The sequence below is a fragment of the Paenibacillus sp. J22P90 genome, from assembly GCF_059692195.1.
In genome coordinates this window covers 478,464-504,416 of record NZ_JCAUAY010000002.1, presented here as the reverse complement: position 1 = coordinate 504,416, position 25,953 = coordinate 478,464, and the positions used below count along the sequence as shown (strand labels likewise).

Genomic DNA, 25,953 nt, shown 5'->3' with positions numbered 1-25,953 from the left:
ATGAAGGAGGAAATGTAAAATGTCAGCAGTAAAGTCAATTGCCGTTTTAACAAGTGGAGGAGATTCTCAGGGGATGAATGCAGCCGTTCGAGCTGTCGTTCGAAGTGCATTATTCCATGGGCTCGAAGTGTATGCAGTACAACGCGGGTATCAAGGTCTGATCAATGATGATATTCGTAAAATGGATTTGCGCAGCGTAGGTGATATCATCCAACGTGGTGGTACGATCCTGCAAACAGCTCGTTGCAAAGAGTTTATGACACCGGAAGGACAACAAATCGGTGCGGATAACTTGCGTAAACGCGGTATTGATGGTTTGGTTGTCATCGGTGGGGACGGTTCTTATCAAGGTGCTAACAAGCTTAGCAAATTGGGAATCAAAACAATGGGGCTGCCGGGAACGATTGACAATGACATTCCATTCACAGATTTTACCATCGGATTTGATACAGCGGTTAGTATCGTAGTTGACGCGATCAACAAATTGCGTGATACGATGACATCCCACGAGCGTTCATCTGTCGTTGAAGTTATGGGACGTCATTGCGGTGAGATCGCGTTGTACGCAGGACTTGCGAGCGGTGCTGAAACGATTATTGTTCCTGAAGTGGATGTTGATATTACAGAAGTAGCGAATCGGATGAAGGATAACTTCAACCACGGCAAGCGTCACAGTATTATTATTGTGGCTGAAGGAGCAGGTACTGGCGAAGGTATTGCTAAGCAGATCACAGAGACGAACGGTATCGAGCCGCGCGTTACAGTGCTTGGTCATATTCAACGCGGTGGCGCACCTACGCATAACGACCGTATTTTGGCAAGCCGTTTAGGTGATTTCGCAGTTCGCAAGCTTATGGAAGGTGATTCTTCCAAGGCATGCGGTATCATCAAAGGTGAGCTTGTGGCAACAGATATCGATCTTGTTGTAAACACGAAGCGTACCTTTAATATGGAGCTTTACGAATTGGCGAGCCGTTTGTCACAGTAAGCCTAATTTCGGTAAAGCGTGTTGATCTTCTAGCGGTTTTCGGTTATAATAGCCAACAACGTACACATCAACATTATGTCAATGAAGAGCATCCAACTCGGAGACACTTATGACGATCGGAAGGATGTTTCCTTTCTCACTAAATAGGTCGGCACCGCCCGTTATCGCGGAACCAAGCGGATGAATGACTGTCATGTCATTATCAAGTTGGGTGGCACCGCGAGCAGAACGCTCCTCGTCCCAATCGGACAGAGGGCGTTCTTTGTCTTTTTCACACATTGGAAGAGGGAGCGGTGACGGAAAATGCTGGATATCAAATGGATTCGTAACAACCAAGAGCAAGTGAAAGCTGCAGCAAAGCTAAAAGGAGTGGAATGCCACGTAAAGGAACTCCTTGAAGTCGATGAGAAGAAAAGGGAAGTGCTGGGGCAAGTCGATCAACTTCGTGCAGACCGTAATCGAGCTTCGGAGCAAATTGCGACTTATATGACGCAGCGGAAGGTTCTCGAAGCGGAGAGCTTGAAGGAGCAAGTGCGTGGCTGGAATCAGCGCTTAACCGTTCTGGAAACGGAATTGAATGCCTATGAACAAAGGTTCAAGGTGCTCATGCTGACCATCCCCAATTTATTGTCGCCGGAAACGCCGATAGGAGCGAGCGATCAAGACAATGTCGAGCTTCGGGTCGTGGGGGAAAAACTAACATTCGGATTCGAGATGAAAGATCACCTGCAGCTTGGTGAAGCGTTAAACATAATCGATGTTGTTCGTGGCGTTAAGGTCGCAGGCAGCCGAAATTATTATCTGAAAGGCATGGGGCTCTATTTGCACAGAGCTGTGCAACAGCTCGCCATTGACCTGCTCACCGACCGCGGCTTCACCGTGATGGATGTACCACTTATGGTGCGGGAGGAAACGCTGTTGAACGCGGCTTTTTTCCCAGCAGGCAAGGATCAAACCTATGAGCTATCGGATGAGAACACATGGTTAGTCGGGACTTCGGAAGGCCCATTGGTTTCGTATTATGCCGGAGAGATCGTCGATCTATCGGAGGGACCGATGCAGTTAGCAGCCGTTTCGAACTGCTTCCGCAAAGAAGCGGGTTCGGCGGGAAGAGATGTAAGAGGACTGTATCGTGTTCATCAATTCGCGAAAGTGGAGCAAGTGATCCTCTGCGAGAATAACGCAGAAGAGGCGGATTGCATGATGCATCAGATCACCCAAAACGCTGAAGATTTACTTGCTCTCTTGGAATTACCGTATCGGGTAGTCGCGGTGTGTTCGGGAGACATGGGAGCCAAAAACTACAAGCAATTCGACATCGAAACCTGGATGCCAAGCCGCGGAGCTTACGGTGAAACACATTCGTCGTCGAGCTTGCTGGACTTTCAAGCGAGACGGAGCAATTTGCGTTATCGGGATCAAGAGGGCGTGCTGCGCTATTGCTACACGCTTAACAATACAGCTGTAGCCTCGCCGCGTATTCTCATTCCTTTGCTTGAGAATCATCAACAGGCGGACGGTTCGATTTATATCCCGCCTGCGTTGCGACCGTATATGCGGGGACTGACTGCAATCCAGGCGCTCTAATTGAAAAGCACCTTATCCTAAGTAGTGCAGTAGGATAAGGTGCTTTTTTCATTCCTTCTAGTAGCCTTCCGCTAAGTCCACGACATTGATCATCTCTCCGCCATCGAGCATCACACGTAAGTTGTGGTAAAAAATGGACGAAACACGATCCGTATAATGCACAGACGACCCTGCGATATGAGGGGTTAGGATCACATTTTTCATTCCCCATAGTGGAGAAGTGGCAGGCAGCGGCTCTTGTTCAAAAACATCCAACGCTGCGCCAGCAAGCTTGCCTTCCTGCAAAGCTTGGATCAATGCTTCTTCGTCGAGAACATCACCGCGCGCTAAATTAATGAAAAAGGCACTCGGCTTCATAAGCGCTAGATGCTCTTTTTGCAAGAAGCCACGCGTTTTCACTGTGCTTGGAAGCAAAACGACAATGAAATCGCTTTGTGACAGCAGCTGCTGAAGTCCATCTTCGCCATGAACCGTCGTATCAAAGGCAGCTTGTGGTGTCCCTGAGCGATTCAGGCCGATGACCGACATGTCGAATGCTTTGGCCTTGCGGGCTACGGCTTCACCGATGGCGCCAGCGCCTATAATACCAAGCGTCTTGCCGTGCAGCTCGCCAAAGCGGACTTGGTTGTCCCACACGTGCTGCTGTTGGTTATCATGAAGCAAATTAGCTTTCCGCACCCATTGCAGCATGAGACTCAGTGCGAATTCACTCATTTGAATGGTGTGAACACCACGGGCATTCGTAACAATGATTTGACGTTGCTCAAGCTCCGCGAGAGGCAGTTTATCAACACCAGCGGATATGGTTTGCACCCATTTCAAGTTCCTTGCTTGTTTAACGATGTCAGGGTGTAACCGCCCTGCTGTCATGATCACATCTGCATCAGTAATCAGGTCTCCGGCTTCTTTTGAAGAGGAGAACCAGTGGAACTGGGAGCGCTCTTTCAAGTCTTGCGGCATCTGCTCTTGCATAGAAGATAAATTCATACCTGTCATAGCTACGATTTTAAGCATTGACTCACATCCTTACAAGATTTCGAAATGAATACTACCATGATAAAGCAAATTGAAACTGAATGTAAACTTTAGCCCCATGTGAAAATACCCTGAAAGCGAAATGTGCTCCCAGGGTACTTAAATGCTATACAATTAATAGTTTACACCAGCTGTATAGTTATTGTTGGCGTTCCATAATAGATACTCGTTAATGCCGTTGTCTTTAAGGGCACGAATTTGCTCATCTAATTCATGTTTGCCGTATTTAATATAGCCAGGTACCCAAGATGCGGTGAAATCCTGTATCCAAGGGCGAACAACCGGCTTCCAACCTTTTTTATCAATATTTTCGAGCTTCTTAATTGTATCCTTGGAAGCGCCATTGATCGTAGCGTACGGTGCTGCATCCGGTACTTTGGATCCGAACCAGCCTGTGCTGTAATGGCTTGGATAAATCATCGGAGCGATAACGTCGACATTCTGCGAGATTTTTTCGAAATCTTGACCGATACCTTCGGCAGCAGGCACAGAAGCCGCATAGCCAAATATATCGACCGAAACGCGAACGCCTAACGGTGTCAATTGTTCTCTCGCATATTTCACGAAGGAAGAGACAGCATCAATCCGTGAACGCTCATCTTTGGTGTATTTGAGAATGTCTGCTCTTTTCTCGAAGCCTTCCGGGAAACGGACATAATCAAATTGAATTTCTTTGAAGCCTGCTTTGACAGCTTCCTTGGCAACAGCGATGTTGTAATCCCATACTTCTTTGCTGTATGGATTCACGAAGCTGTCAGGTGGGTTTTTCCCATTTCCCCACAGTGTGCCATCAGGATTAACGAAAGATATTTCTGGTTTCTTTTTGGCAAGAACCGTATCTTTGAAGACAACAATTCGTGCAATTGGATAAATGTTATGTTCTTGGAGTGTAGTCATGAGGCCTGGCATATTGCCGATGATTTTCTGAGTGGTTCCCATCGCATCAAGCTCGGCATTCCCGGTTTCCCAGGTGATGTAACCCCAGTCATCTTTCACATCGACAACCATGGCGTTCAGATCGGTATCATCAAGCAGCTTTACAAGCGTATTGAGTCGCGAACCGCCTGCACTATGGGCAGTTGCGTAGATCCCTTTCACAACAGGGGCATCTTTCTGCGGATCTACCTTGTTGACAGGCGCGAGTGGATCCGTCGCTTCTGCAGGGGTGGCTGGAGTTACAGGTTGAACGATCGCTACAGCATTCTTCGCATCAAGCGAAGCCTGAACAAGCTGTTCGAAGCTTGCATCGGGGTTTGCGGCTGTAACATTCCCCCAAATGAGGGCAAGTGAAGCTAGTAAAATTTCCATGATGTATAAGTCCACTCCAATCCTTGTTTCTAGCTTTCATTATAAGGCAAGCAGGAAACTACGCACAGAGGAAATTTGTAGGCTTTTGTAGAAGTTTGTTATGAGTATTTAGACGCATATGCAGCAAGTCTTTTGTAGAAAAAAATAAAAACACCCAGAAGCTCGGCCTCCAAGTGTCCAATTATGTGTTACTTATTAACTTGTCCTGATTCGCTATTCGTGACTTCAGGGTTAATTTCTTTCCGTGCGATCGTAGGTTGATCATCCGTGGATGAGTTGTTGCCATTGCTGTTCGTTGCATCTTTAAATTCGCGGAACATTTTGCCAAAACCACGACCAAGCTCAGGCAGTTTATTCGGCCCAAACAAGAGTAGGGCAACAATCGCAATAAGAATGATGTGCCAAGGAGATAAAGCTCCCATTCCAGACACCTCCAGTAAAATTTATGTTAACCTTATTATATCATGGACTTATCATAACCTATATAGCCTATTTATTACAATTTTAATAACACTATGCGTAAAAGAAATGCAAAAAAAGACACCCTCAATGGTACAGGGTGTCCTTATGATGTTCCGAAATGCTGAATTGAATAATTTCCATGACATCTTCCGCTGCGAGTGCCTCTATACCGAACCGTAGTACGATCTCGGATTCCAACTCATTGCTGGTTAAAGAGGGGTATAACTCGGGCGTTAATTTCATTACAATCCTGGATAATTTGACTGTCTCCACAAGCATCACCCTTCCAATCAGAAGATTAGAATAAGAACTACGCCTGAACCTACCATCGATGAAAACCAGAACTATATGAAATTACATTCATTATAACACAATTCAAACTGGAATAAAGGGGCAGTTGGCTGATTTATCATTTGGGCTTTCTAAATTCCCCAACAACACCAACTGTTTCGACGATATTCACGAACGCTTTCGGATCGATCTCTTTAATAATTCGCTTTAATTCTACGAGCTCATATCGCGTCGTAACCGTCATCAACATATCATGCTGCTGTTTCGTATACGCGCCTTCCGTTTTAATTAATGTAACCCCTCTGGGGATCATAAGAAGCTTATTTATGATGGCATCCTTATGTTTAGTGACAATAAACGCGGTTACTTTAACATGGCGGATATGTATCGTATCAACCGTTTTTCCGCTTATGAAAATGGCTAACATGGAGAATAGGGCGAGATCCCAGTTATCTTTAAAATATCCGAGTGCAACGATAACGATACCGTTCATTCCAGAGAGAATGGTTCCAAGCGGAAAGTCGTATTTCCGTGTTAAAATCAAACCCACAATATCGAATCCGCCGCTGGAGCCGCCGATGCGAAGCGTGATCCCGCTGCCGATGCCGATCAGCACACCGCCAAAAACAGCGCCTAACATCGAATCTTTAGCAACGAAGCTCGTCGGAATAATTTGCATCATCCACGTTGTGAGAACAACGGATGCCACGCTGATCATGATAAAACGTTTCCCAATGGAAACGAGACCCCAGATCATTAATGGCATGTTGAACAATAAATAAAGAAACCCGATATTATAGTCTGTAAAATAACCAATAATCATGGCGATTCCTGAAACGCCGCCGCTGAGCAGCTGATGGGGAATAAGGAACATATTGAAGCCTACTGCGACAAGCAGTGCGCCAACTAGAATGATTAGCACGTCTAGCGCTTTTTTCAAAACAAATCACCTCTAAAATAGTATGCAGCATATTGCAAGTATAATTCATTCTTCTAAAACTGCAATCATTATTTAACCAGTGGATAATTAATCGAAAACGCATGAAAAAAGCTGTGCCCAAGGATGGACAACAGCTTTTCTTACCACATAAGAATTAATAAGTTTCCGGTGCACGGAAAACAAATTTTTATTGGCGATAAAAACTACCTTTAAAACGCGGTCGCTCATCCTCGAAGTACTTCGATAGAAGTTTTTCTCATCGGCGCTTGAAGGAGCCCGTTTTTTTGGTTGTAGAAGGCTTGCTAGTTGATGGCTTTGTTACCTTATTAGGGGTTGAGCCGTCATTCTTACGGGCATTTGAAGAGCTCCCGGAGCTTGGGTTCGCTGCACCACTCGTAAAGCCACCGGTTCGATCTGTCGTAGTAGGCTTCGTTTCTTTGGTAGTGCCCGTCGTTGGTGTAGTTTTGGTCCCCGAGCCTGATTTGTAATACGGTGATTGCGTGTAACCGCGGTAATCATAGGACCCTTTATTGTTATACCAGCTTCCACCAAATAAGGATTGAAGCAATGTGGCAGTTAAATAGCCTTGTAAAAAAGAGGAGTCATAATGGCTCTTCGCGTATTCGATGCTGTCGAGCTGTACTAATGTATTCTTATTATCGCTGGGATCCTTCTGGATGTTAATAACCTTGTCCTTATAAACAAGGAACATCTGATCCTCAGATTCCTTACTTTTCTCAGTAGGTTTTTCTTTGGCGGCTAGTTCACTCGCAACTGTCGGCACGTTCTTGCCTTCAACAGAGTAAACTTTGGACATACTACTTCCTTTGCCATCTACGCTTACTAAAGGATATTCATCTTTGATATAACGTCCGGCATCAGCGCCACATGCGGTTAGAAGAGCGATAATGATGAGAAAAGAAAGCCATGAAGTCCATCTCTTCATTTTCGAGTAGTCCTCCTTTCAGGGTTCATCGGAAGCTTGTTTCCATGATAACATACGTTCAACGTCATCAGTGTCAATTTCAAGAATTTTTCAAAAATTTGATTTGATTGCCGGGCGTGCGCTCGCCTTCGAGGGCTACAAATTTACCATCCTGCCATTGAAGGAAGAAGAAGCGCTGATCTGGTCCGAAATAACGCCAGAAGATGATATCGTCGCCGCTACGGAAGTCTGTGTTGCCTTCAGTGCGGGAGACATCGTTCCGATGGAACTCTAAGTCGAAGGTTATATCCCCATCGAGCTCTAGTCGAGTAGGTACATCATTGGGGTCATCCAATGCTCCTTCAATAAAGCTGCACAAGAAGCAGTCATAGGTTCTGCCTTTTTCCACAATCAAACACTGAATATTTTTGCCGCTTTGTAGATAATAGGCATAACGATGTGGCGCAAAGCCGCGGTCAAAATAAATGACTTTTCCGGAAATCACATATTCCTCTAAGTCGACATTCACAATATCACCTACACGTGCATCTTCCAGCGGGTTGCCGTAGGCTTGGGTGGTTGGTGGAGCTTGCTTTTGACTGCGCAGGATGCTGCTAACTCGTTTGAAAATAGACATAAGAAACTCTCCTCTATAAGGTCCGTTTTATTGTTCTCCCCTTTAATACGAGTTACTTATTCATTCGGTTTCGTTCAAATGTTTATCCGGCAGCCACTGGCAATGGCATATCACATGTGCTATAATATTTTAGATGTTCTTAAGGGCGGCCAGTTGGATCATGGAAGATGACGAGTCGAAGTGTATTCCATCAAGATACTATAGAGACGGATAGGAAGTCGTACTTAAGGGTAAAAAAGATACAAGGCATTAGCCTGCCCTGTACAAAAGGAGATTGAATTTATTTGAAAACATTTCAGGAGTTTGGTTTAGACGCATCGGTATTACGTGCGATTACGGAAATGGGCTTTGAAGAGTCCACACCAATTCAAGAGAAAACAATACCATTGGCCATGGATGGCCGTGATTTGATCGGGCAAGCACAAACGGGAACTGGTAAAACCGCTGCGTTCGGTATTCCACTAGTGAACAAAATCAATATAAAAGAAGAGCGCATTTCGGCATTAATTATGTGTCCAACACGGGAACTTGCCATTCAGGTTGCGGAAGAGATTGAAAAACTCGGTCGTTTCAAAGGCATTCGTTCTTTGCCAATTTACGGTGGACAGGATATCGTAAAACAAATTCGCGCTTTGAAAAAGAAACCACAAATCATCATCGGTACACCAGGACGTCTTCTTGACCATATTAACCGCAAAACAATTAAGCTTGATGATGTTCAAACGGTTATTTTGGATGAAGCGGATGAAATGCTTGACATGGGCTTCATGGAAGATATCCAATCTATCCTTAAGCTTGTTCCAGAAGAGCGTCACACAATGTTGTTCTCGGCTACAATGCCAACGAACATTCAACGTCTTGCTCAGCAGTTCCTACGTAACCCAGAGCACGTTTCCGTTATCCCTAAGCAAGTTAGTGCTCCTACAATCGAGCAAGCATACATCGAATTGCACGAGAAGCAAAAATTCGAAGCGCTTAGCCGTTTGATTGATATGGAAGCTCCAGATCTAGCGATCATCTTCGGACGCACAAAGCGTCGTGTAGATGAGTTGGCAGAAGCTCTTCAAAAGAGAGGCTATGCTGCTGAAGGTCTTCACGGTGACTTGTCCCAAAATCAACGTGATAACGTAATGAGAAAATTCCGTGACGGCAGCATTGATGTGCTTGTAGCAACTGACGTTGCAGCCCGCGGTCTAGACGTATCAGGCGTTACTCACGTAATTAACTTTGACCTTCCGCAAGATCCAGAAAGCTACGTTCACCGTATCGGCCGTACAGGTCGTGCAGGTAAAGAAGGTACAGCTTGGACTTTCGTAACGCCAAGAGAAATCGATCACCTTCACTTTATTGAGAAGGTTACACGCCATAAAATTAACAAAAAACCTTTGCCAAGTTTAGCAGAAGCTGTTGAAGGCAAGCAAAAAATGACAGCTGAGCGTATCTTGGATATGCTTCAAAAAGAAGAGCATGGCGAATTCAAAGGTCTTGCTATTCAAATGCTTGAGCAATACGATTCCGTTAATTTACTTGCAGCAGCGATGAAACTTCTTACAGGTGACAAGAAAGATCTTACGATTGAATTGACACCAGAAGATCCGATTCGTGCAAGAAAGAAAAAATTCGATGTTCGCAGCTCAGGTAGACGTGTTGGCGGTGGATACGGTTCAGGATCAGGCTCCAGCGATCGTCGTCAAGGCGGCGGTTATAGTGGATCAGGTTCAGGTTCCTCCAATGGTGGATCCCGTTACCCGCGTAAGGACAGCAGAGACTACGGTTCAAACAGAGAAGGCGGAAGCAGCTCATCTTCGAGAAACCGTGAGTACGGAAGCAATAACTCCGGAAACCGTGATCGTTCCAGAGCGCCGCGTAAAAGTGAAGATACACTTGTAAATAAATAAGATTAGCACCAAAAAGGCGGAGATCCTAGGATCTCCGCCTTTTTATTACATTGTATATTGGATTAGAGTACGAAAGCGCTAGTGATGATAACTAACAAGATGAATAGCACCAAAATTGCAGCAGCGGATGTTCCAACAGGATAAGACATAGTATCAACCTCCTGAATAAAGATATGGGGGTGGTGCGACTAGACAATACTATAGTATGTAAAAGTACCTATAACGACTAGACGGCTACCTATATGATGAAAAATAGGCTATAATTAAAAATATAGACAAATATGACATGCTTATCGTCATGTCCTAGCAATCAACGTAGAAAGTTTCCAGATGGAAACGCTAAGGAGGAAGCAGTTTTGGAGTTTAAGGGAGTTATGGGAGGGCTGTACAGAATATCGGAGTGGATTATGCGGTTCTCCGTTATTAATTTACTTTGGATGCTTTGCTCGATTCCGGTATTCTTTTTCCTCTTTATGGGGTTGGTAAGCCAAACACCGGACGCGTTACAAGCGACGCTGCCGATTCTTGCAATTTTGGCACCGTTTACTTTATTTCCGGCAACGACTGCCATGTTTGCAGTAGCTAGGAAATGGGTGACTGGAGAAGAAGATGTTCCATTGTTAAAAACGTTTTTCCGCGGTTACAAAGAAAACTACTTGCAAAGCATGCTCGGTGGTATCTTCTTTGTACTCATCTTCGTCATTATTGGCGTGAACTATTTCTTCTATTTAAAGCAAGGCAGCTCGTTGAAAGTTCTAGCCGTCTTGTTTATCGCTTTTACGGTTATTATGATCATTGCTTTGTTTAATTTCTTTTCAATTATCGTTCATTTACACATGAAAATTTTTCAAATTGTTAAGAATTCAATCCTCATTACCATCGGTAACCCAATTAGTTCGATTGTTTTGCTCATTTGTAATGGTGTTATTGTTTACATTTGCTTAACGAAGTTCAATTTCTTCCTAGTTGTTTTCTTCATGGGATCGATTGTTGCGACGTTCTCGTTCTGGCAGTTTAATCGTAGCTTTACGAAGTTGCAAACCAAACAGCAAGAACTGGAAGAGAAGGAACAACAGAAGCTGGCTGAAGCAGAAGCAGCAGAAAATGAAAATGATGCTGATGCTGAGCGTGTAGAGAACGATTCACCAATTAGTCTGCATAAAAAAGATGAGAATGACAAGACTAGAGAATAATCCTACCAGTTGATAATCAGCGAGGTTGGATCTATAATAAGAAAACAGAAGAAATCTGCGATGCTCGTAACGGTTTTAAGTTGTTTTAAACCAATGACTGTTTCTAGGGAGACCTATATCGAAGTGTGGCTGACATGCCCTCGAAAGGGGACCTCAAATACACCTCTGCGGACACCCACCTGCGAGAGCGGGTTTGAAGCACAAAAACCGGACGGCATAGGCGGGTTTCTTCGAATAAAAAAGAGGTTGAACAGGATTCCTGTTCAACCTCTTTTTTTTTGCTGTTTAGTTTATTGTCTCTGCTAAATCCGTTAATTGATGGAACGTGCTTTGTAACGTTGGGTATAGGGTACGATAAACCTTGTAGTAGGCTTCATATTTTTGTTGATTAACCGGGTTAGGCTCTACGCGGTCTGTCACTTGAATCCAGTCTTCGCAAAGTTTAGGAATTTCAACTTGAAGCACACCGGACGCAGCCATGATCGCTGCACCATAAGCAGGGCCATCTGTTGAATTGACGGTAACCACCGGTATGCCGAAAATATCAGCAATCATTTGACGCCAGAAGCGGCTACGCGCTCCACCGCCGTTTACACGAAGCTCTGTTACTTCGATGCCCGATTCACGAATTAATTCCATGGAATCGCGCAGACCGAATGTAATCCCCTCGAGAACAGCGCGGGTTAAGTGTGCTTTCTCATGTCGGAGATTGAGGCCGATGAATCCGCCGCGTGCTTTAGGATCAGGATGCGGCGTCCGCTCACCTGATAAATAAGGAAGGAACAGCAAGCCTTCGCTGCCAAGCGGTGCAGTTGCAGCATCAGCCGTCAATATTTCATAGACGTCTCTGCCTTCTTGCTGCGCGCGCTCAAGCTCTTCGCTGGCAAAGTGGTTGCGCCACCACTGAAACGAGCCGCCAGCCGCGAGCATAACCCCCATGCGGTGCCATTTGCCTGGCACGCCGTGACAGAAGGAATGAAGCCGGTACGCTTCATCCACTTGATAGGTGTCGTCGTGGACGAAGACGACACCGGAAGTGCCGAGCGCCACCGAGGCGATGCCTTGGCGGACGACGCCGACACCGACGGCGCCGCAGGCTTGGTCGCCGCCGCCGACAACAATCGGCGTGCCTGGGGCTAAGCCGGTGAGCGCTGCTGCCTCCGGCAGCAGGTGCCCGGCGATGTCGCCGGACTCATAGAGCGGCGGCAGCCATTCGAGCGGGATCTCTAACCGCTCCGCGACGGTTTGGGACCAGCTGCGATTGGCTACATCAAGCAGCAGCGTTCCGCTGGCGTCGGCCATGTCCATGCCGAACGCGCCCGTCAGGCGCAGCCTGACGTAATCCTTCGGCAGCAGCAGATGCCGAACGCGGGCGTAGTTCTCCGGCTCATGCTGCCGGAGCCAAAGAAGCTTGGGCGCGGTGAAGCCAGTCAGCGCCCGATTGCCTGTGAGGCGGCCGAGTTCGGCTTCGCCGACGGTCGCCTCGATGTAGGCGCACTGCTCCGCGGTGCGCTGATCGCACCAGAGCAGCGCAGGCCGGATGACCTGCTGCGCCTCGTCAAGGAAGACCGAGCCGTGCATCTGGCCAGAGAAGCCGATGCCGGCTATGGCATCAGCAGATACGCCTGTGCTGGCCAAGAGACCTTGAATGCCTGCGATGGTGGCGTTCCACCAGTCTTCAGGATGCTGCTCAGCCCAGCCTGGATGTGGTTGTTGCAGTGGATATTCGGCAGAATGTGAGCCAATGACAGTGCCGGCTTCATCCACGAGAATGCATTTAATCGCAGAAGTACCAAGATCTAAACCCATAAAATAAGACATGAGGATCACCCTTTTATAATGAATTATGGTCATTCTTTTGATATTCTTTGTTTGTTTATTGAATATACAAAGATAACTATTTCAATGTATTCGCCCATGCTTTCAAATATCCTTCTTTTTAACTCCATTTTTCGCATGAATTTTTGCTGAGAGTAGCTTGTACTAGAAGATATTGTATAAAAATTTTCCTTAGGGAAAAATAATTTCACTGTCACATAAATGTTTACCTGTAGCATAAGATGAGGATATGTAGTATACTACATATAAAAGTTTCCCTAGAACAACATTATTGGTCTTGCGAAAGAAGGGTGAAGCTATGGATTTTGCAATGAAGAAACCAGACCAGGAACCGAGCGGATGGCGCAAAGATTCCTCCATGCCAAGTTTACCTGAAGTTCATCATAGTATGAAAGTACCTAAAAAAGCGGGTTTTTTCCGAAAGCTGTTAGCCTTCGTGGGACCCGGTTACCTAGTAGCTGTCGGATATATGGATCCAGGAAACTGGGCGACCGATTTAGCGGGCGGCTCACAATTTGGATATACACTCCTTTCAGTGATTCTAATTTCGAATTTAATGGCTATTCTCTTGCAAGCATTATCTGGGCGTCTTGGTATTGTGACGGGGCGAGATTTAGCACAAGCGTGCCGTGATCATTACAGTAAGCCAGTGTCTTTCGTGCTTTGGATTTTATGTGAGCTTGCCATTGCGGCTTGTGATCTAGCTGAAGTCATCGGTGCCGCGATTGCCTTACAATTACTCTTTGGATTACCGCTCATCTATGGTGTGATTCTGACAGCGTTAGATGTGATCTTGGTGCTGATGCTGCAGAAGAAAGGCTTCCGCTATATTGAGGCCATGGTTATTAGTTTAATTGCACTTATTATGGTTTGTTTTATTATGGAACTCATTTTCTCCCAACCTGAATTTGCTGCTGTAGCGGCAGGCTTTATTCCAACTACTGAGATTGTAACGAATCCAGCTATGTTATATATTGCACTAGGTATTCTAGGTGCGACGGTTATGCCGCATAATTTATATTTGCACTCCTCCATTGTTCAGACGCGTAAAATTGAACCAACAATTGAAGGTAAACGCGAAGCGATTAAATTTTCGACCATCGATTCCACAGTCGCATTAATGCTTGCTTTATTCGTGAACGCGGCGATTCTCATTCTCTCGGCAGCCGCGTTTCATTCAGCCGGGAAAGAAGTCGCCGAAATTCAAGACGCTTATCATCTCCTGGGGCCAATGTTAGGCACAGGGGCGGCAAGTATATTATTTGCAGTCGCGCTCTTAGCATCCGGACAAAACTCAACACTCACGGGTACACTTGCCGGACAGATCGTGATGGAAGGATTCCTCAACATCCGATTAACACCTTGGCTTCGCCGGTTGATTACACGATTGATTGCCATTATTCCTGCGGTTATTGTCATTGGTATTTACGGAGAAAGCGGAGCGACGGATTTGCTGATTCTCAGCCAAGTCATTTTATCCTTGCAGCTATCTTTTGCAGTAATCCCGCTCGTGACATTCACCTCGGATCGGAAAAAGATGGGCGAACTCGTTATACCGAAATGGATGGCGATTTTGAGTTGGTTTGTTGCCATTTTAATCGCAGGATTGAACGTATATTTGCTGTATGGGACATTTTTTGGATAAAATTGTATAGAATCAGTTGAATCGGGGGAGCTGTCCTCCGATTTTTCATTTACCTCTTTTTCTAAAGCGTAATCAATGGTATTATAGAGAATAGTGTTGAAATGGCAAGTGGTCTACATGCACTTCATTGAAGGGGGAAAGGGCTTTTGCTAAAGAGAACTTTAATCGGATTAGTACGTAGTCATGAAACGACAGGGGAAAAGGCTAGAGATCCTTTACTTAAAACTAGATATTTTAAGCTGCCAAAAGAGCAGGTTTGGGAAGAAGTGACGGCAGTTTTAAAGAAGACACCAGGTTACAAACTGCTTCATGAGGTACCGAATGTAGGGGAAATTCTTGCAGAGCGCAGAACAGTGACAGGGAGAACGCAAGACGTAACTTTGACATTGTTTGCTATCAATCCTGTGAAAACAGCTGTTGATATTTATTCCGCTTCACGCGGTTCCATGGGTGACCTTGGCTCCAATTATCGTACAATTCTAGATATTTATAAACAATTAGACCGTAAACTTGCTCAATATAAAATTGATGGATAACAAAAACAGCAGGGAAGCTTGGCCTCCTTGCTGTTTTATTTTTAAGGATTAAACTAATTTCTTAACAGCTTCTACAGCTGATTCGTAGTTCGGGTGAGCTGTCATTTCGCTCAGGTACTCAACGTATTGAACAGTGTCATTAGCGTCGATAACGAAAATAGCACGCATATCCAATTGAAGTTCTTTGATCAATACGCCGTAAGCTTCGCCAAAGGATTTTGTCTTGTAATCGGACAATGTGATCACTTTGTCGATACCAGCAGCGCCACACCAGCGAGCTTGTGCGAAAGGAAGATCAACGCTAACTGTAAGTACAGTTACATTGTCGCCTAGGTTTGCTGCTTCTTCATTGAAACGACGAGTTTGTGCATCACAAACGCCTGTGTCCAAGGAAGGAACTACGGAGATCAATTTCACTTTACCTGCATAATCAGCAAGTGTAACTTGTGTCATAAGATCTTTGTTCAATGTGAAATTAGGGGCTTTGTCACCCACTTTGATTTCCGGTCCTACTAGAGTGATCGGATTGCTTTTCAGGGTAGCTACACCAGTACGTTCTTGAGCCATTGAATGTTTTCCTCCTTTATTATCCATGCTAAATAACAACTTACTTATTATAAGCTTTTTGCAGATAAGTTGTCCAATCGTTACGATAGCGCTATAATCGGAGTCATTAAAGGAGTTTGCATCGTTATTAAGTAGTTAATTCGGGGGATTTACTCACGTGGAATTAAGACAATTGCAATATTTTGTGAAAGTAGCAAGGAAACAACATGTCACACAGGCAGCAGAAGAGCTCCATGTGGCCCAGTCTGCGGTTAGTCGCCAAATCCATTTGCTCGAGGAAGAGCTTGGTGTTGATCTGTTTGTGCAAAAGGGCCGGAACCTACATTTGACCTCTGTAGGTCATTTGTTTCTAAGTCGTGTGGAAGGTATTCTGACGGACTTAGAACGCGCAGTCGGTGAAATACACGAATTTCTCGATCCAGAAGCAGGGGAGATTCGAATTGGATTCCCGCATAGCTTGGTCATCAACTTACTTCCTGCGGTTGTTGCCGCTTTTAAGAAAAATCATCCAAACGTGAAGTTTAGATTGCGTCAAGGTACATACACCTCTTTGATTCGAGATGTATCCAGAGGGGAGATTGATCTCGCCTTTATTTCACCTTTTCCAGAATCGCATGAGCATGTGACAGGTGAGCTTTTATTGACGGAGGAGCTGTATGCGATTATTCCTTCCAATCATATTTTGGCAGACTATACATCGATTCGACTCGAGCAGTTGAAGAATGAGCCTTTTGTTATGTTTAGTGAAGAATACACGCTGCGAACGATTGTGATGGAGGCTTGTAATAAGGCCGGCTTCGTACCTAAGATTGAGTTCGAAGGTGAAGAGACGGATACGATTCGGGGGCTTGTTGCCGCGGGAATGGGAGTTAGCTTGCTTCCAGCGATGGCATTATTGGAAAGTGGCCAAATGCAGCCTGTCAAAATTCGTGTAACGGATCCGCAGGTAACAAGGACCGTTGGTTTGATTTGCCGTAAGGATGTGAAGCTGCCTTTGGTAGCTGAAGTGTTTCGACGTTTTCTATATGATTATTTCAAATGAGAAAAGCTCTCCCTACAGGTTCCGAAGGGACCCTGTAACGGAGAGCTTTTATATTTAGTCGTCGTTATTGCGACCATTGAAAATCATGATGTATTTCAGAAGCTCCAATACGGAGATTAAAGCGGCAGCCACATACGTTAAGGCAGCTGCGTTCAAGACCTTCGCCACGCCGCGTTCTTCATTATTAGCGATGAACCCTTGCGCGATCATTTCGTTGCGTGCTCTGTTGCTGGCGTTAAATTCAACGGGTAAAGTTACTAATTGAAAAGCAACCGCTACTGCGAAGAAAATAATGCCGAGCTCCAATAACCAAGGGATGCTTGAAAAAAAGAAGCCCGCTAAGATCAGGAATGGTGCAACGCCGGAAGCAAAGTTAACGACGGGGAACATCTTGTGCCTAGCGACCAGCATCGGATAGTGAACTTGGTGTTGGATCGCATGACCCACTTCGTGACAAGCGACTGAAACAGCGGAAATGGAGCTTTGAAAGTAAACGGGCTCCGATAATCGAACTGTTCGAGCTATTGGATCGTAGTGATCTGTCAGTGTTCCGGGAACAGCTTCGACCGGTACATCATATAAGCCATTCGCATCAAGCATTCGTCTCGCGGCCTCAGCTCCCGTCATGTGAGAGTAGACAGGCACGTTGGACCATTTGTTGAAGGTTCCACGCACTCGGAACGACGCCCAGATGGAAAGACCGAATGCAAGGAGAATTAGAATGTTCATCGGGTGAAATAACATAGGGCACTCCTCCGTAATTCAATTATGAGAACGGATTTTTACCTAGAAGGACAATAAGTGCTTCGATGCAAGCAGCGGTTGGCTGTGTCAGGATATGATACAGCTTTTTTAGCTGTTTGGGCTTTAATTGCTGGACGAGCGGGCTAAGCTCTTTGGCTTCCTTCATTAATTGTTCAAGGTGCAATTGAAGGGATGTGAGCTTATCTGTCACCGATTCATCGGAGGACACTTTACTCCACTGTTGTAAATGAACTTTGATTTCCTCTAAGGTATATTTCTCGTTCTTCATGGATTCAATACGCTTGAGACGATGCAAGGTTTCATCGCTGTATAGACGGTAGTTTGTGTCCGATCTTTTCTCGGGTTCAATTAAGTTCAGCTTGGTGTAGTAATCAATGGTACGAGGGCTGATTTCGGCAAGCTTCGCGAGCTCCCCAATTTTATAAAGCTTCTCATTCCCCATGCTAAATTCACCTCTACTTCACTGGTTTCAATTTGTTTCTTCTATATATAAACATGATAACTGATTACAAACCGTACAGTCAAACGTGATGCTTCGCAAACCTGACATTGGATTTGGGGGTAAATTCGGTGTTTTTTGATCGCCTATGAGCCGAAACACGAATTATGCCTGTTTCATGTCAGGTTATTTTTCGTTTTTTTCTATTTTTTAACGAAAATCCTATTGTCAAACCCATTTAACATGTATATAATGACATTAAGAGTTTCATTACATGTTACTTAATCTAACATTAAAGGAAGTGGTCGTATGGTTAAGAAATTGTTGTTAGCTTTCGGCGTTATGTCATTACTGTTCCCTACACTCGCATTTGCAGCGGATGAGGCGACAGCACCACAACTACAGAGTGCAATTGATGCAGTATGGGTAATGTTAGCAGCAATCTTAGTCATCTTCATGCAAGCTGGTTTTGCACTTTTAGAAGCGGGGTCAACTAGAATGAAAAATGCCGGTCACGTAGCCGGTAAAACGATTTTAACTTTCGGATTATGTGCTATTGCATTCTGGGCTGTAGGATTTGGTTTCGCCTTCGGTGATGGAAATGCATTCTTCGGTGAAACGGGCTTCTTCGTAACAGGTTTAGAAGATCAAGCTGCAGCAGCGTTCGGATCTCTATCCTTCTCTGATGTTCCAATCGGTATTAAATTCTTGTTCCAACTAGCTTTTGCTGGTGTATCCCTTGCGATCGCATGGGGCGGTTTTGCAGAGAGAGCGAAACTTCCAGTTTACTTCATTTTCGGAATTCTTTTCACAGTCATTATCTATCCAATCGTAGCGCACTGGGTATGGGGCGGCGGCTGGTTGAGCAAATTGGGTATGCAAGATTTCGCGGGTTCAACTGTCGTTCATTTACAAGGTGCAACAGCAGCGTTAGTAGCAACCATCTTGCTTAAACCACGTATTGGCAAATATAATAAAGATAAAACGCCAAACCTGATTCCTGGTCACAACCAAGTATTGTCTGTTCTCGGTGTTATCATTCTTTGGATCGGTTGGTTCGGTTTCAACCCAGGTAGTACGCTAAGTGCAATGGGTGATGGGTTCTTTGGTTATATCGCATTGACAACGAACATGGCTGCTGCAGCGGGTGCTGTTGCTGCATTGATTATCTCTTGGATGTACTTCGGTAAAGCGGATATTCCTAGCATGTTGAATGGTGTTTTGGCTGCTCTTGTTGCCATCACTGCAGCATGTGCGTTCGTAGACGCTTGGGCTGCAATCGTTATTGGTGCAGTAGCGGGTATCGTAACATTCTTCACGGCACAATGGTTCGAAAAAGCAGGTATCGATGATCCGATCTACGCGTTCTCTGTACACGGTATTGCTGGTATCTGGGGTACACTTTCCACTGGTTTGTTCGCAACGCCTGAGCTTTCTGCTAAAGTAGGAATCGGTGGCGCTGGATTGTTCTACGGCGGCGGTTTGCACCAACTAGGTGTTCAAGCGCTTGGTCTAGCTGGTGCATTGGCATTCGTACTCGTCCTTTCCTTCATCATCCTTGGTATTCTTAAAGCAACGATCGGTCTTCGTGTTACAGAAGAGGAAGAAATCATTGGTCTGGATCTGTCTGAGCATGGTTCTTATGGCTACCCAGAGCAAATGAAAAAAGCAGCTCAAAACGGCGTGTCCGTTTAATCACTTATATAATTTCTAGCAGAGCAAAGGGGATGCAACATGAATCATCTCTCGATGGAACGGATCCTGGAACGCATTCATCTCTCGGAGCAATTCGATGAAATGCGTATAACCAGAGATCAGGTACATGAGATGTTTCGGGAGCATCTCCTTTTTTCCAATCCAACTGAACTAGGGCAGCAAATAAATCAAGTGCATGATGCCTTGATTCAAAGGGTGGCCCAGATTGCTGAGCATTTACTAGAGGATGAAGGTTATGGGAGGCCTCCTGTCGAGTACGCTTTTATCTTATTAGGCAGTGGTGGGAGAAGAGAGCAGACGCTCTGGAGTGATCAGGACAACGGACTTATTTATGCAAATAGTGATAAGTATACACAAGATGAATTAGATGAGTATTTTAAAAAGCTTACCTCGTACATTCTTCGCGGCTTGGATGTGTTGGGTTATCCCCCGTGTGAAGGGAATGTCATTTCTAGTAATCCGCAATGGCGAAAATCGCTGCAAGGATACACGGAGATGATGATCGGATGGTTTGAGGAGCCTGATTGGGAGAATGTGCGTTACCTCCTCATTATGGCAGATATGCGTTGTATTCATGGTTCTGAAGTGTTGGTGACGCAACTGAAGCAATCGTTTCTAACTTATGTTCAAGAGCATCCGGGGATACTGAAATATTTGCTATCGAATACGCTCCATCACAAAATTTCATTAGGTGTATTTAATCATTTAATTACAGAACGATATGGCGAAGATGCGGGCGGGTTTGATATCAAATATGGCGCGTATATTCCGATTGTAAACGGGATTCGGCTACTCGCGATTCAAGCTGGTATACTGGCTGCTTCTACCTTAGAACGAATAAAGCAGCTGAAGGCGCTTGGTGTTGTTTCAGACCAGATCGCCAACGATTGGGAAGTTGCATTTAGCATCGCACTCAAGCTGAGAGATAGCACTCCTTTCCAAATTGATGAGGAGAAATATACGACGAGAGGTAAGCTTACAGCTGATCAGCTGAATAAGGAGACGCGCGTGCAATTGAAGCGATGTCTGCGGTCAGGAATTGAACTGCAGAAATATGTTAGTAAATCCATTGGAATCCACATAGAGAGAGAAAAAGGTTAGATATATCGGAATCGGAAATCACGTTTCGTCGTATAGGGAGAGGTGACACGCGTGAAAGATATGCGTCCAGCAGGTCGGATGTGGCATTTATACAAAATGGGTGGCTTAACGCCAGCCCTAACCTCGATGTTTGATGCCCAAAGTGCGCAGCAAATGGCTTTCATTCGGTCGATGCTGAAGGAGCAACGGAAGGATTCACTGTTTGAAATTCCCTTGCATTCTATGGAAATTGTGGTGTTTGACCTGGAAACGACTGGCTTCTCGCCATATAACGGGGATGAGATCATTTCGTTTGGTGCAGTCTCCGTTATTGGCGGTGAAGTACAGACGAAGGATACTTTTTATAAAATGGTGAACCCCAAGCGTAAGATTCCAGATGACATCGTGAAGCTTACCGGAATAACGAATGAAATGGCGAGTGATGCGCCTGAATTAATTGGTGTTTTAAGTGATTTTTTGGAATTCGTACAACAGAAAATATTAGTTGCGCATGCCATTGGCCATGATAAAAACTTTCTCAACTCGGCCTTATGGCGTACGTCGAAAGTAAGCTTGTCGCATCGTGTGCTGGATATTATGATGATTGCGAAATGGCTTATGCCTAAACGTAAAAATTTAAGCTTAGACTCCCTTCTTCACGCCTATGACATTCCCGTTACTGTACGCCATCACGCGCTAGAAGATGCGCTTATGACGGCGGAGTTATGGTCTCGATTCATGGAAGAAATAAGAGCCAGAGATGTAGATACGCTCGGCGATTTATATGCGTTATTAAGCCATCATTGACCGATGACAAACGAAAGTTTGTGATATGCGGTAGTGGTGGTTTTTTTTAGGCGATAAATTTGAAGGTTTGGATGCTCTGGATCTTGTAACGATAATATCCAGTGGGTCGGAATGGTGTGCCACAATGTAAGAAGATCCTCAGTTGAAGGGACTGGGGCGGCTGTTGGGTGTGAATGAATGATGCCTATGATGGGACGATTGCTATCAGTCAGAAAGGGTAGCATGTCGATAGGATTAATGATGAATTGTCTTGTTGGCTCAATGGCGTGATTGCGAAGTGGGATAAATGTGTGTGCATGCGTGTGTGTGGGAGTGTTTTCTCCTAGAAGGAGGCCGCATGCTTCGTTGGGGAGCGAGCGCAAGCTGTGCGTGATGATTTCATCATATAACGTCCTAGTTAAATGTACGCTCACAGTCGCTCCCCCTCACATGACATCGAATGAGGTTAGTATATCACGTTTGTTCGGCCAATTCTGCTTGGGGCTTAATGAAGAAAAAGACTAAGGTAAGCATCAGCAAGGACAATGAGGCAACCGTGATAAAAAGTGTCTTATGCGAGATGCTCATGAGCCAACCGAATAAAGGCGGACCGAAGGCGACGCCGATAAAACGCAAGCTATTATATAGCGAGGTGATCATGCCGCGTTGCTCGCGCTCGACCGACCCGGTGATGAGTGTGTTCAAGCATGGGAGGAGAAGTCCTGTGCCTATCCCGCTAAGTGATAATAAGCCGATGAAGATATAGAGGTTCCCATTGAGGAATGTAGCTAAAGACAGTGATATGACCATGATCATAAGGCCGATATTCATAAGCCAACGCATGAGTTTACCATTTTGCTTGATTTTAGCTCCTGTGGTATAAGAAGTGATGACAAGGCAGAGTAAAGGGATTGCGAGGACAAGTCCTTTGCGTACGCCTTCAATGTTGTAAGGCTTCTCTTCTAATATCTGTGAGAGATAGAAAAGTACACCGAATAAAATAAATAAGGTGATCGAGCCGGCAAAAAAGGCAGGCAGCAGCCAATGACCTTTGCTTTTCAGGATTGTCTTGATTTGCTTTAAATATGGCTTAAGCGGCGTAGCTTCTTTCTCTTTGGCAGGTTCTTTGATCATAAAAATAACGGCAAGTAAAGCGAGTAAACAAAAAAGCGGAAATGCGAAAAAAGGCGCGAACCAAACGATTAACGCAAGCAGTGAACCTAAAATGGGACTAACAACTTTGCCGATGCCGTTGGAGGCTTCGATGAGCCCGAGCGCTTTGCTGGCCTCAGCTCCCTTGTAGATATCACCGACTAGGGCCATGGCAATAGAGGCTGTGCCTGCCGCTCCAAGGCCTTGTAAAGCGCGTGAAGTGATAAGGATAGGGTACGAGTTCCAAACGGCGCCAAACCCTGCCAGAATCCCAGCAGAACCGTACACAATAAGCGAGGGGATAATGACAGCCTTGCGGGTAAATCGATCTGATAAATAACCGGAAACCGGAATGATAATGCCAGCAGTCAGTGAAAATAATGTGATGATCAGCGAACTCTGGAAACGGGAAATCGTCATTTTCTCTTGTAGGTCCGGTAGGATGGGGACGAGCATGGAATTGCCTAGGACCAGTACGAGTGGAATGGAGGCAAAGGCGAGATATTGCCAGATGCTCCCTTTCTCGCTGGTTCCAGTTTTTTGTTTGTTGGAAGATTCTTCTTCTTCGTATTCGTAAACATGCATGGGATTAACCGGGGCCTTCCCCTTATGCTTAATGGCAGCTTGCTTCATGTGAACATCCTTTCATCGCAAAGAGTAGGATTACTTTTCCCTAATTGGAAGAAAGCATACTTCCGCATGCGATGTTGGAATTTTCGTTCATTTGGAGATAATATAGAGGGAGTGGAGGTTGATACTGTGAAGAAGAATCTCATCGTGATTGCTTTCGTCGTCCTATTGACGGGCTTTGCGATTTATCAAAATGTGCGACATGAAAATAAACAAACGCTAATGCCAAGCGAGCAAGCGGCAAAAGTGAATTTCTTGGCTCCTTCTTTTACATTGCAAGGGTTAGATGGGAAAGATTATTCCGTTGGTGGTCCGCGCGAAAAGCCGATGTTCGTGAATTTCTGGGCGTCCTGGTGTGGTCCCTGTGAGGAAGAAGCGCCTGATCTTGTCAATTTGTATAAGAAATACGAAGGGAAATTTGATCTTTATGCGGTGAATGTGACGCCTGGGGATAAAATGGACAACATTAAAAAATTCGTGGACACGTATCAGTATCCTTTCCCGGTGCTGCTTGATAAACAAGGAACGAATGCGGACACCTACAATGTTATCGCGATTCCCACAAGCTTTTTGATAGATAAAAATGGCGTGATCCGTGACATCATTCATGTGCTTTCCCCGAAGGAGCTCGACAAGAAGATGGCGAGTCTTCTGAAGGAAGAATGAAAAAAAGCTGCAGAGAGCTATGAGGCTCTTGCAGCTTTTTCGCATAGATTAATGATTCACTAAGCCTAGACGTTCTTGTTGCTCTTTGTTAACAGGCTCAACGCGTTTACGGCTGATGAGGGCGTAACGCAAGCTATCAACAAGCGCATACCAGCTAGCTTCGATAATGTTACTGGATACACCAAGTGTATTCCAGGTTGTGTTGAAGTCTGTTGTTTCCATCAAGACGCGAACCTTACCGGCAGTCGCGCCTTTCTCATCCAATACACGCACCTTATAGTCAGAAAGATGGATATTCTTAATATCCGGATAGTACTGAATGAGCGCTTTGCGTAGAGCGTTATCGAGCGCATTGACAGGACCATTGCCTTCAGCCGCGGTATAGATCGTTTCGCCATGTACTTTGACCTTGACGATTGCTTCTGAAACAACCGCATGATTGGCGGTTTTCTCAACGAGCATTTTGAAGGATTCAAGGGTGAAAATTTCTTCAAGACCTTCGAATGCTTCACGTAGCAGAAGCTCGAGCGTTGCATCCGCGCCTTCGAATTGATAGCCTTGATGTTCCATTTCCTTGATCTTCTCAATGATTTCTTTGGTTTTCTGGTGCTCTTTGTTGAAATCCAAGTTAAGTTCTTGTGCTTTAACAAGCACGTTACTTTGACCGGCTAGCTCGGAAACAAGCACACGCTGTTTATTTCCAACAAACTCAGGCTTCGTATGCTCATACGTGCTTGCGTCTTTTAGGATCGCAGAGACATGGATACCGCCTTTATGAGCAAATGCTGCATTCCCGACATAAGGCTGGTTAACAGGCATGTGCATGTTGGCAATTTCACTGATATATCTCGAAACGGACGTAAGTGATTTCAATTGGTCTGGGGATATGACATCATACCCGAGCTTCAACTGTAGGTTAGGGATGACGGAGCTCAAGTTAGCATTCCCGCAGCGCTCTCCGTAGCCGTTGATTGTGCCTTGAACTTGTCTAGCGCCGGCTTGTACGGCAGCAAGCGAGTTCGCTACGCCTAATTCACAATCATTGTGGGCGTGAATGCCTACAGGTGTAGAAACGTGCTGTGTCACGGTTGTTACGATCGCTGTAATCTCGTTCGGCAAGGAACCACCATTCGTATCGCACAGCGTAATCCAATCCGCTCCAGCGTCTTGCGCTTTTTTGATCGTTTGCAGGGCGTAATCAGGATTATTCTTGTAGCCATCAAAGAAATGCTCGGCATCATAAATAACTTCCATTCCGCTGCTTTTCAAAAAGAGTACGGAGTCGTAAATCATATTCAAATTTTCTTCGAGCGTAGTTTGAATCGCTGTAGTCACATGAAAGTCCCAGGACTTGCCGAAAATCGTAGCGACTGGAGCGCCGGATTCAACGAGTCGATTTAAGTTAATATCATCCGCGGCAAGCGAGTCTTTCCGTCTTGTGCTGCCAAACGCAGTGATCTTGGCATTCTTGAAAGTCATCGTGCGAGCCCGCTCAAAGAATTCAATGTCTTTGCTGTTGCTGCCCGGCCATCCGCCTTCAATATAATGAACCCCAAGCTCGTCGAGCTTACGGGCAATTTTAATTTTATCCTCTACGGATAGGGAGATTCCTTCTCCTTGCGTTCCGTCTCGTAGGGTGGTGTCGAAGATTTTGACTGATGTTGGCATGGGTTCCTCCTTCAAAAGCTAGCAAAGTGTCGTCGATGTAAGTATTGTAAGTAGTTTCGCTTGCTTTAAAGCGCTAATGTATAATTTACGATTATAACATAAATGTACCGCTAAAGACATCATAACGTAAAATTGCGTTTGCATGAATGATTATTTTT

At 45.1% G+C, this 25,953-nt stretch carries 26 protein-coding genes and 1 other RNA gene; 12 read left to right on the top strand and 15 right to left on the bottom strand.

Annotated features, from left to right (window positions below):
* Nucleotides 1-19 precede the first annotated feature (19 nt).
* Nucleotides 20-988 carry a 6-phosphofructokinase gene (gene pfkA / locus AC58UX_RS07065; RefSeq protein ID WP_497250872.1) on the top strand — a complete coding sequence of 323 codons (969 nt, stop codon included), beginning with the start codon at nucleotides 20-22 and terminating at the stop codon, nucleotides 986-988.
* A gap of 303 nt (nucleotides 989-1,291) precedes the next feature.
* Entirely contained in the window at nucleotides 1,292-2,575 is a 1,284-nt protein-coding gene (gene serS / locus AC58UX_RS07060) for a serine--tRNA ligase (protein WP_497250870.1), read from the top strand.
* Between the two features lie 57 nt (nucleotides 2,576-2,632).
* On the opposite strand, the gene AC58UX_RS07055 is transcribed toward serS, so the two are convergent.
* The 7 genes from AC58UX_RS07055 to AC58UX_RS07025 form a co-directional block, all read right to left on the bottom strand.
* On the bottom strand, nucleotides 2,633-3,589 hold the full coding sequence (locus tag AC58UX_RS07055) for a D-2-hydroxyacid dehydrogenase (protein ID WP_497250868.1): 957 nt from the start codon (nucleotides 3,587-3,589) through the stop codon (nucleotides 2,633-2,635).
* A 135-nt stretch (nucleotides 3,590-3,724) separates the two neighbouring features.
* A complete protein-coding gene (locus AC58UX_RS07050; RefSeq protein WP_497250866.1) occupies nucleotides 3,725-4,918 on the bottom strand; it encodes a putative glycoside hydrolase in 1,194 nt (397 codons plus the stop codon).
* A 188-nt stretch (nucleotides 4,919-5,106) separates the two neighbouring features.
* Complete coding sequence (locus AC58UX_RS07045) at nucleotides 5,107-5,340, bottom strand: Sec-independent protein translocase subunit TatA/TatB (protein ID WP_497250864.1); 234 nt, start codon at nucleotides 5,338-5,340, stop codon at nucleotides 5,107-5,109.
* Nucleotides 5,341-5,464: 124 nt separating this feature from the next.
* A complete protein-coding gene (locus AC58UX_RS07040; RefSeq protein ID WP_397340150.1) occupies nucleotides 5,465-5,623 on the bottom strand; it encodes a hypothetical protein in 159 nt (52 codons plus the stop codon).
* Between the two features lie 166 nt (nucleotides 5,624-5,789).
* Nucleotides 5,790-6,611 carry a YitT family protein gene (locus tag AC58UX_RS07035; protein WP_497250862.1) on the bottom strand — a complete coding sequence of 274 codons (822 nt, stop codon included), beginning with the start codon at nucleotides 6,609-6,611 and terminating at the stop codon, nucleotides 5,790-5,792.
* Between the two features lie 256 nt (nucleotides 6,612-6,867).
* The gene (locus AC58UX_RS07030) at nucleotides 6,868-7,557 is read right to left on the bottom strand and encodes a DUF4247 domain-containing protein (protein WP_497250860.1); all 690 of its coding nucleotides are present in this window, start codon (nucleotides 7,555-7,557) and stop codon (nucleotides 6,868-6,870) included.
* Nucleotides 7,558-7,636: 79 nt separating this feature from the next.
* Nucleotides 7,637-8,173 carry a DUF4178 domain-containing protein gene (locus tag AC58UX_RS07025; protein WP_497250858.1) on the bottom strand — a complete coding sequence of 179 codons (537 nt, stop codon included), beginning with the start codon at nucleotides 8,171-8,173 and terminating at the stop codon, nucleotides 7,637-7,639.
* A 284-nt stretch (nucleotides 8,174-8,457) separates the two neighbouring features.
* On the opposite strand from AC58UX_RS07025, the gene cshA reads away from it, so the two are divergent.
* Entirely contained in the window at nucleotides 8,458-10,071 is a 1,614-nt protein-coding gene (gene cshA / locus AC58UX_RS07020; RefSeq protein WP_497250856.1) for a degradosome RNA helicase CshA, read from the top strand.
* A 62-nt stretch (nucleotides 10,072-10,133) separates the two neighbouring features.
* Here the strand turns inward: cshA and AC58UX_RS07015 are convergent, their stop codons facing one another.
* Nucleotides 10,134-10,220, bottom strand: coding sequence for a YjcZ family sporulation protein (locus tag AC58UX_RS07015; RefSeq protein ID WP_497252103.1), 87 nt, complete (start codon nucleotides 10,218-10,220; stop codon nucleotides 10,134-10,136).
* A gap of 207 nt (nucleotides 10,221-10,427) precedes the next feature.
* On the opposite strand from AC58UX_RS07015, the gene AC58UX_RS07010 reads away from it, so the two are divergent.
* A complete protein-coding gene (locus tag AC58UX_RS07010; RefSeq protein WP_497250854.1) occupies nucleotides 10,428-11,264 on the top strand; it encodes a YesL family protein in 837 nt (278 codons plus the stop codon).
* Between the two features lie 49 nt (nucleotides 11,265-11,313).
* A non-coding RNA gene (gene ssrS / locus AC58UX_RS07005) (6S RNA) lies at nucleotides 11,314-11,495 on the top strand.
* Between the two features lie 54 nt (nucleotides 11,496-11,549).
* Here the strand turns inward: ssrS and xylB are convergent.
* Nucleotides 11,550-13,073, bottom strand: a complete 1,524-nt coding sequence (gene xylB / locus AC58UX_RS07000) for a xylulokinase (RefSeq protein WP_497252101.1) — start codon at nucleotides 13,071-13,073, stop codon at nucleotides 11,550-11,552.
* Between the two features lie 328 nt (nucleotides 13,074-13,401).
* Here xylB and AC58UX_RS06995 point away from each other — a divergent pair, with 328 nt between their 5' ends.
* Nucleotides 13,402-14,748, top strand: coding sequence for an Nramp family divalent metal transporter (locus tag AC58UX_RS06995; RefSeq protein ID WP_497250852.1), 1,347 nt, complete (start codon nucleotides 13,402-13,404; stop codon nucleotides 14,746-14,748).
* A gap of 146 nt (nucleotides 14,749-14,894) precedes the next feature.
* Nucleotides 14,895-15,284: a DUF1499 domain-containing protein gene (locus AC58UX_RS06990; RefSeq protein WP_497250850.1), complete on the top strand. Its 390-nt coding sequence runs from the start codon at nucleotides 14,895-14,897 to the stop codon at nucleotides 15,282-15,284.
* A 48-nt stretch (nucleotides 15,285-15,332) separates the two neighbouring features.
* Here the strand turns inward: AC58UX_RS06990 and tpx are convergent, their stop codons facing one another.
* Nucleotides 15,333-15,851: a thiol peroxidase gene (gene tpx, locus AC58UX_RS06985; protein ID WP_497250848.1), complete on the bottom strand. Its 519-nt coding sequence runs from the start codon at nucleotides 15,849-15,851 to the stop codon at nucleotides 15,333-15,335.
* Nucleotides 15,852-16,008: 157 nt separating this feature from the next.
* Between tpx and gltC the strand changes: the two genes are divergently transcribed.
* On the top strand, nucleotides 16,009-16,893 hold the full coding sequence (gene gltC, locus AC58UX_RS06980) for a glutamate biosynthesis transcriptional regulator GltC (protein WP_497250846.1): 885 nt from the start codon (nucleotides 16,009-16,011) through the stop codon (nucleotides 16,891-16,893).
* Nucleotides 16,894-16,947: 54 nt separating this feature from the next.
* Here gltC and AC58UX_RS06975 read toward each other — a convergent pair whose 3' ends face one another.
* Both AC58UX_RS06975 and AC58UX_RS06970 read right to left on the bottom strand, forming a co-directional pair.
* Nucleotides 16,948-17,637, bottom strand: coding sequence for a zinc metallopeptidase (locus AC58UX_RS06975; protein ID WP_497250844.1), 690 nt, complete (start codon nucleotides 17,635-17,637; stop codon nucleotides 16,948-16,950).
* 22 nt (nucleotides 17,638-17,659) lie between these two features.
* The gene (locus AC58UX_RS06970) at nucleotides 17,660-18,100 is read right to left on the bottom strand and encodes a MerR family transcriptional regulator (protein ID WP_497250842.1); all 441 of its coding nucleotides are present in this window, start codon (nucleotides 18,098-18,100) and stop codon (nucleotides 17,660-17,662) included.
* Nucleotides 18,101-18,406: 306 nt separating this feature from the next.
* Here AC58UX_RS06970 and AC58UX_RS06965 point away from each other — a divergent pair, with 306 nt between their 5' ends.
* Genes AC58UX_RS06965 through AC58UX_RS06955 form a run of 3 tightly spaced genes read left to right on the top strand, consistent with a single transcriptional unit; the run spans nucleotide 18,407 to nucleotide 21,700 of the window.
* Nucleotides 18,407-19,792 (top strand): ammonium transporter, encoded by a 1,386-nt coding sequence (locus AC58UX_RS06965; protein WP_497250840.1) that lies wholly within the window; start codon nucleotides 18,407-18,409, stop codon nucleotides 19,790-19,792.
* Nucleotides 19,793-19,846: 54 nt separating this feature from the next.
* On the top strand, nucleotides 19,847-20,914 hold the full coding sequence (locus AC58UX_RS06960; protein ID WP_497250838.1) for a DUF294 nucleotidyltransferase-like domain-containing protein: 1,068 nt from the start codon (nucleotides 19,847-19,849) through the stop codon (nucleotides 20,912-20,914).
* Between the two features lie 51 nt (nucleotides 20,915-20,965).
* Entirely contained in the window at nucleotides 20,966-21,700 is a 735-nt protein-coding gene (locus AC58UX_RS06955) for an exonuclease domain-containing protein (RefSeq protein WP_497250836.1), read from the top strand.
* Here the strand turns inward: AC58UX_RS06955 and AC58UX_RS06950 are convergent.
* Both AC58UX_RS06950 and AC58UX_RS06945 read right to left on the bottom strand, forming a co-directional pair.
* A complete protein-coding gene (locus AC58UX_RS06950; RefSeq protein WP_497250834.1) occupies nucleotides 21,694-22,113 on the bottom strand; it encodes a M67 family metallopeptidase in 420 nt (139 codons plus the stop codon). The two genes, AC58UX_RS06955 and AC58UX_RS06950, sit on opposite strands and share 7 nt — an antisense overlap.
* 40 nt (nucleotides 22,114-22,153) lie before the next feature.
* The gene (locus tag AC58UX_RS06945) at nucleotides 22,154-23,416 is read right to left on the bottom strand and encodes an MFS transporter (protein WP_497252099.1); all 1,263 of its coding nucleotides are present in this window, start codon (nucleotides 23,414-23,416) and stop codon (nucleotides 22,154-22,156) included.
* A gap of 174 nt (nucleotides 23,417-23,590) precedes the next feature.
* Here AC58UX_RS06945 and AC58UX_RS06940 point away from each other — a divergent pair, with 174 nt between their 5' ends.
* Nucleotides 23,591-24,127: a TlpA family protein disulfide reductase gene (locus AC58UX_RS06940; RefSeq protein ID WP_497250832.1), complete on the top strand. Its 537-nt coding sequence runs from the start codon at nucleotides 23,591-23,593 to the stop codon at nucleotides 24,125-24,127.
* A gap of 48 nt (nucleotides 24,128-24,175) precedes the next feature.
* Here the strand turns inward: AC58UX_RS06940 and cimA are convergent, their stop codons facing one another.
* The gene (gene cimA, locus AC58UX_RS06935; RefSeq protein WP_497250830.1) at nucleotides 24,176-25,795 is read right to left on the bottom strand and encodes a citramalate synthase; all 1,620 of its coding nucleotides are present in this window, start codon (nucleotides 25,793-25,795) and stop codon (nucleotides 24,176-24,178) included.
* Between the last annotated feature and the right edge of the window lie 158 nt (nucleotides 25,796-25,953).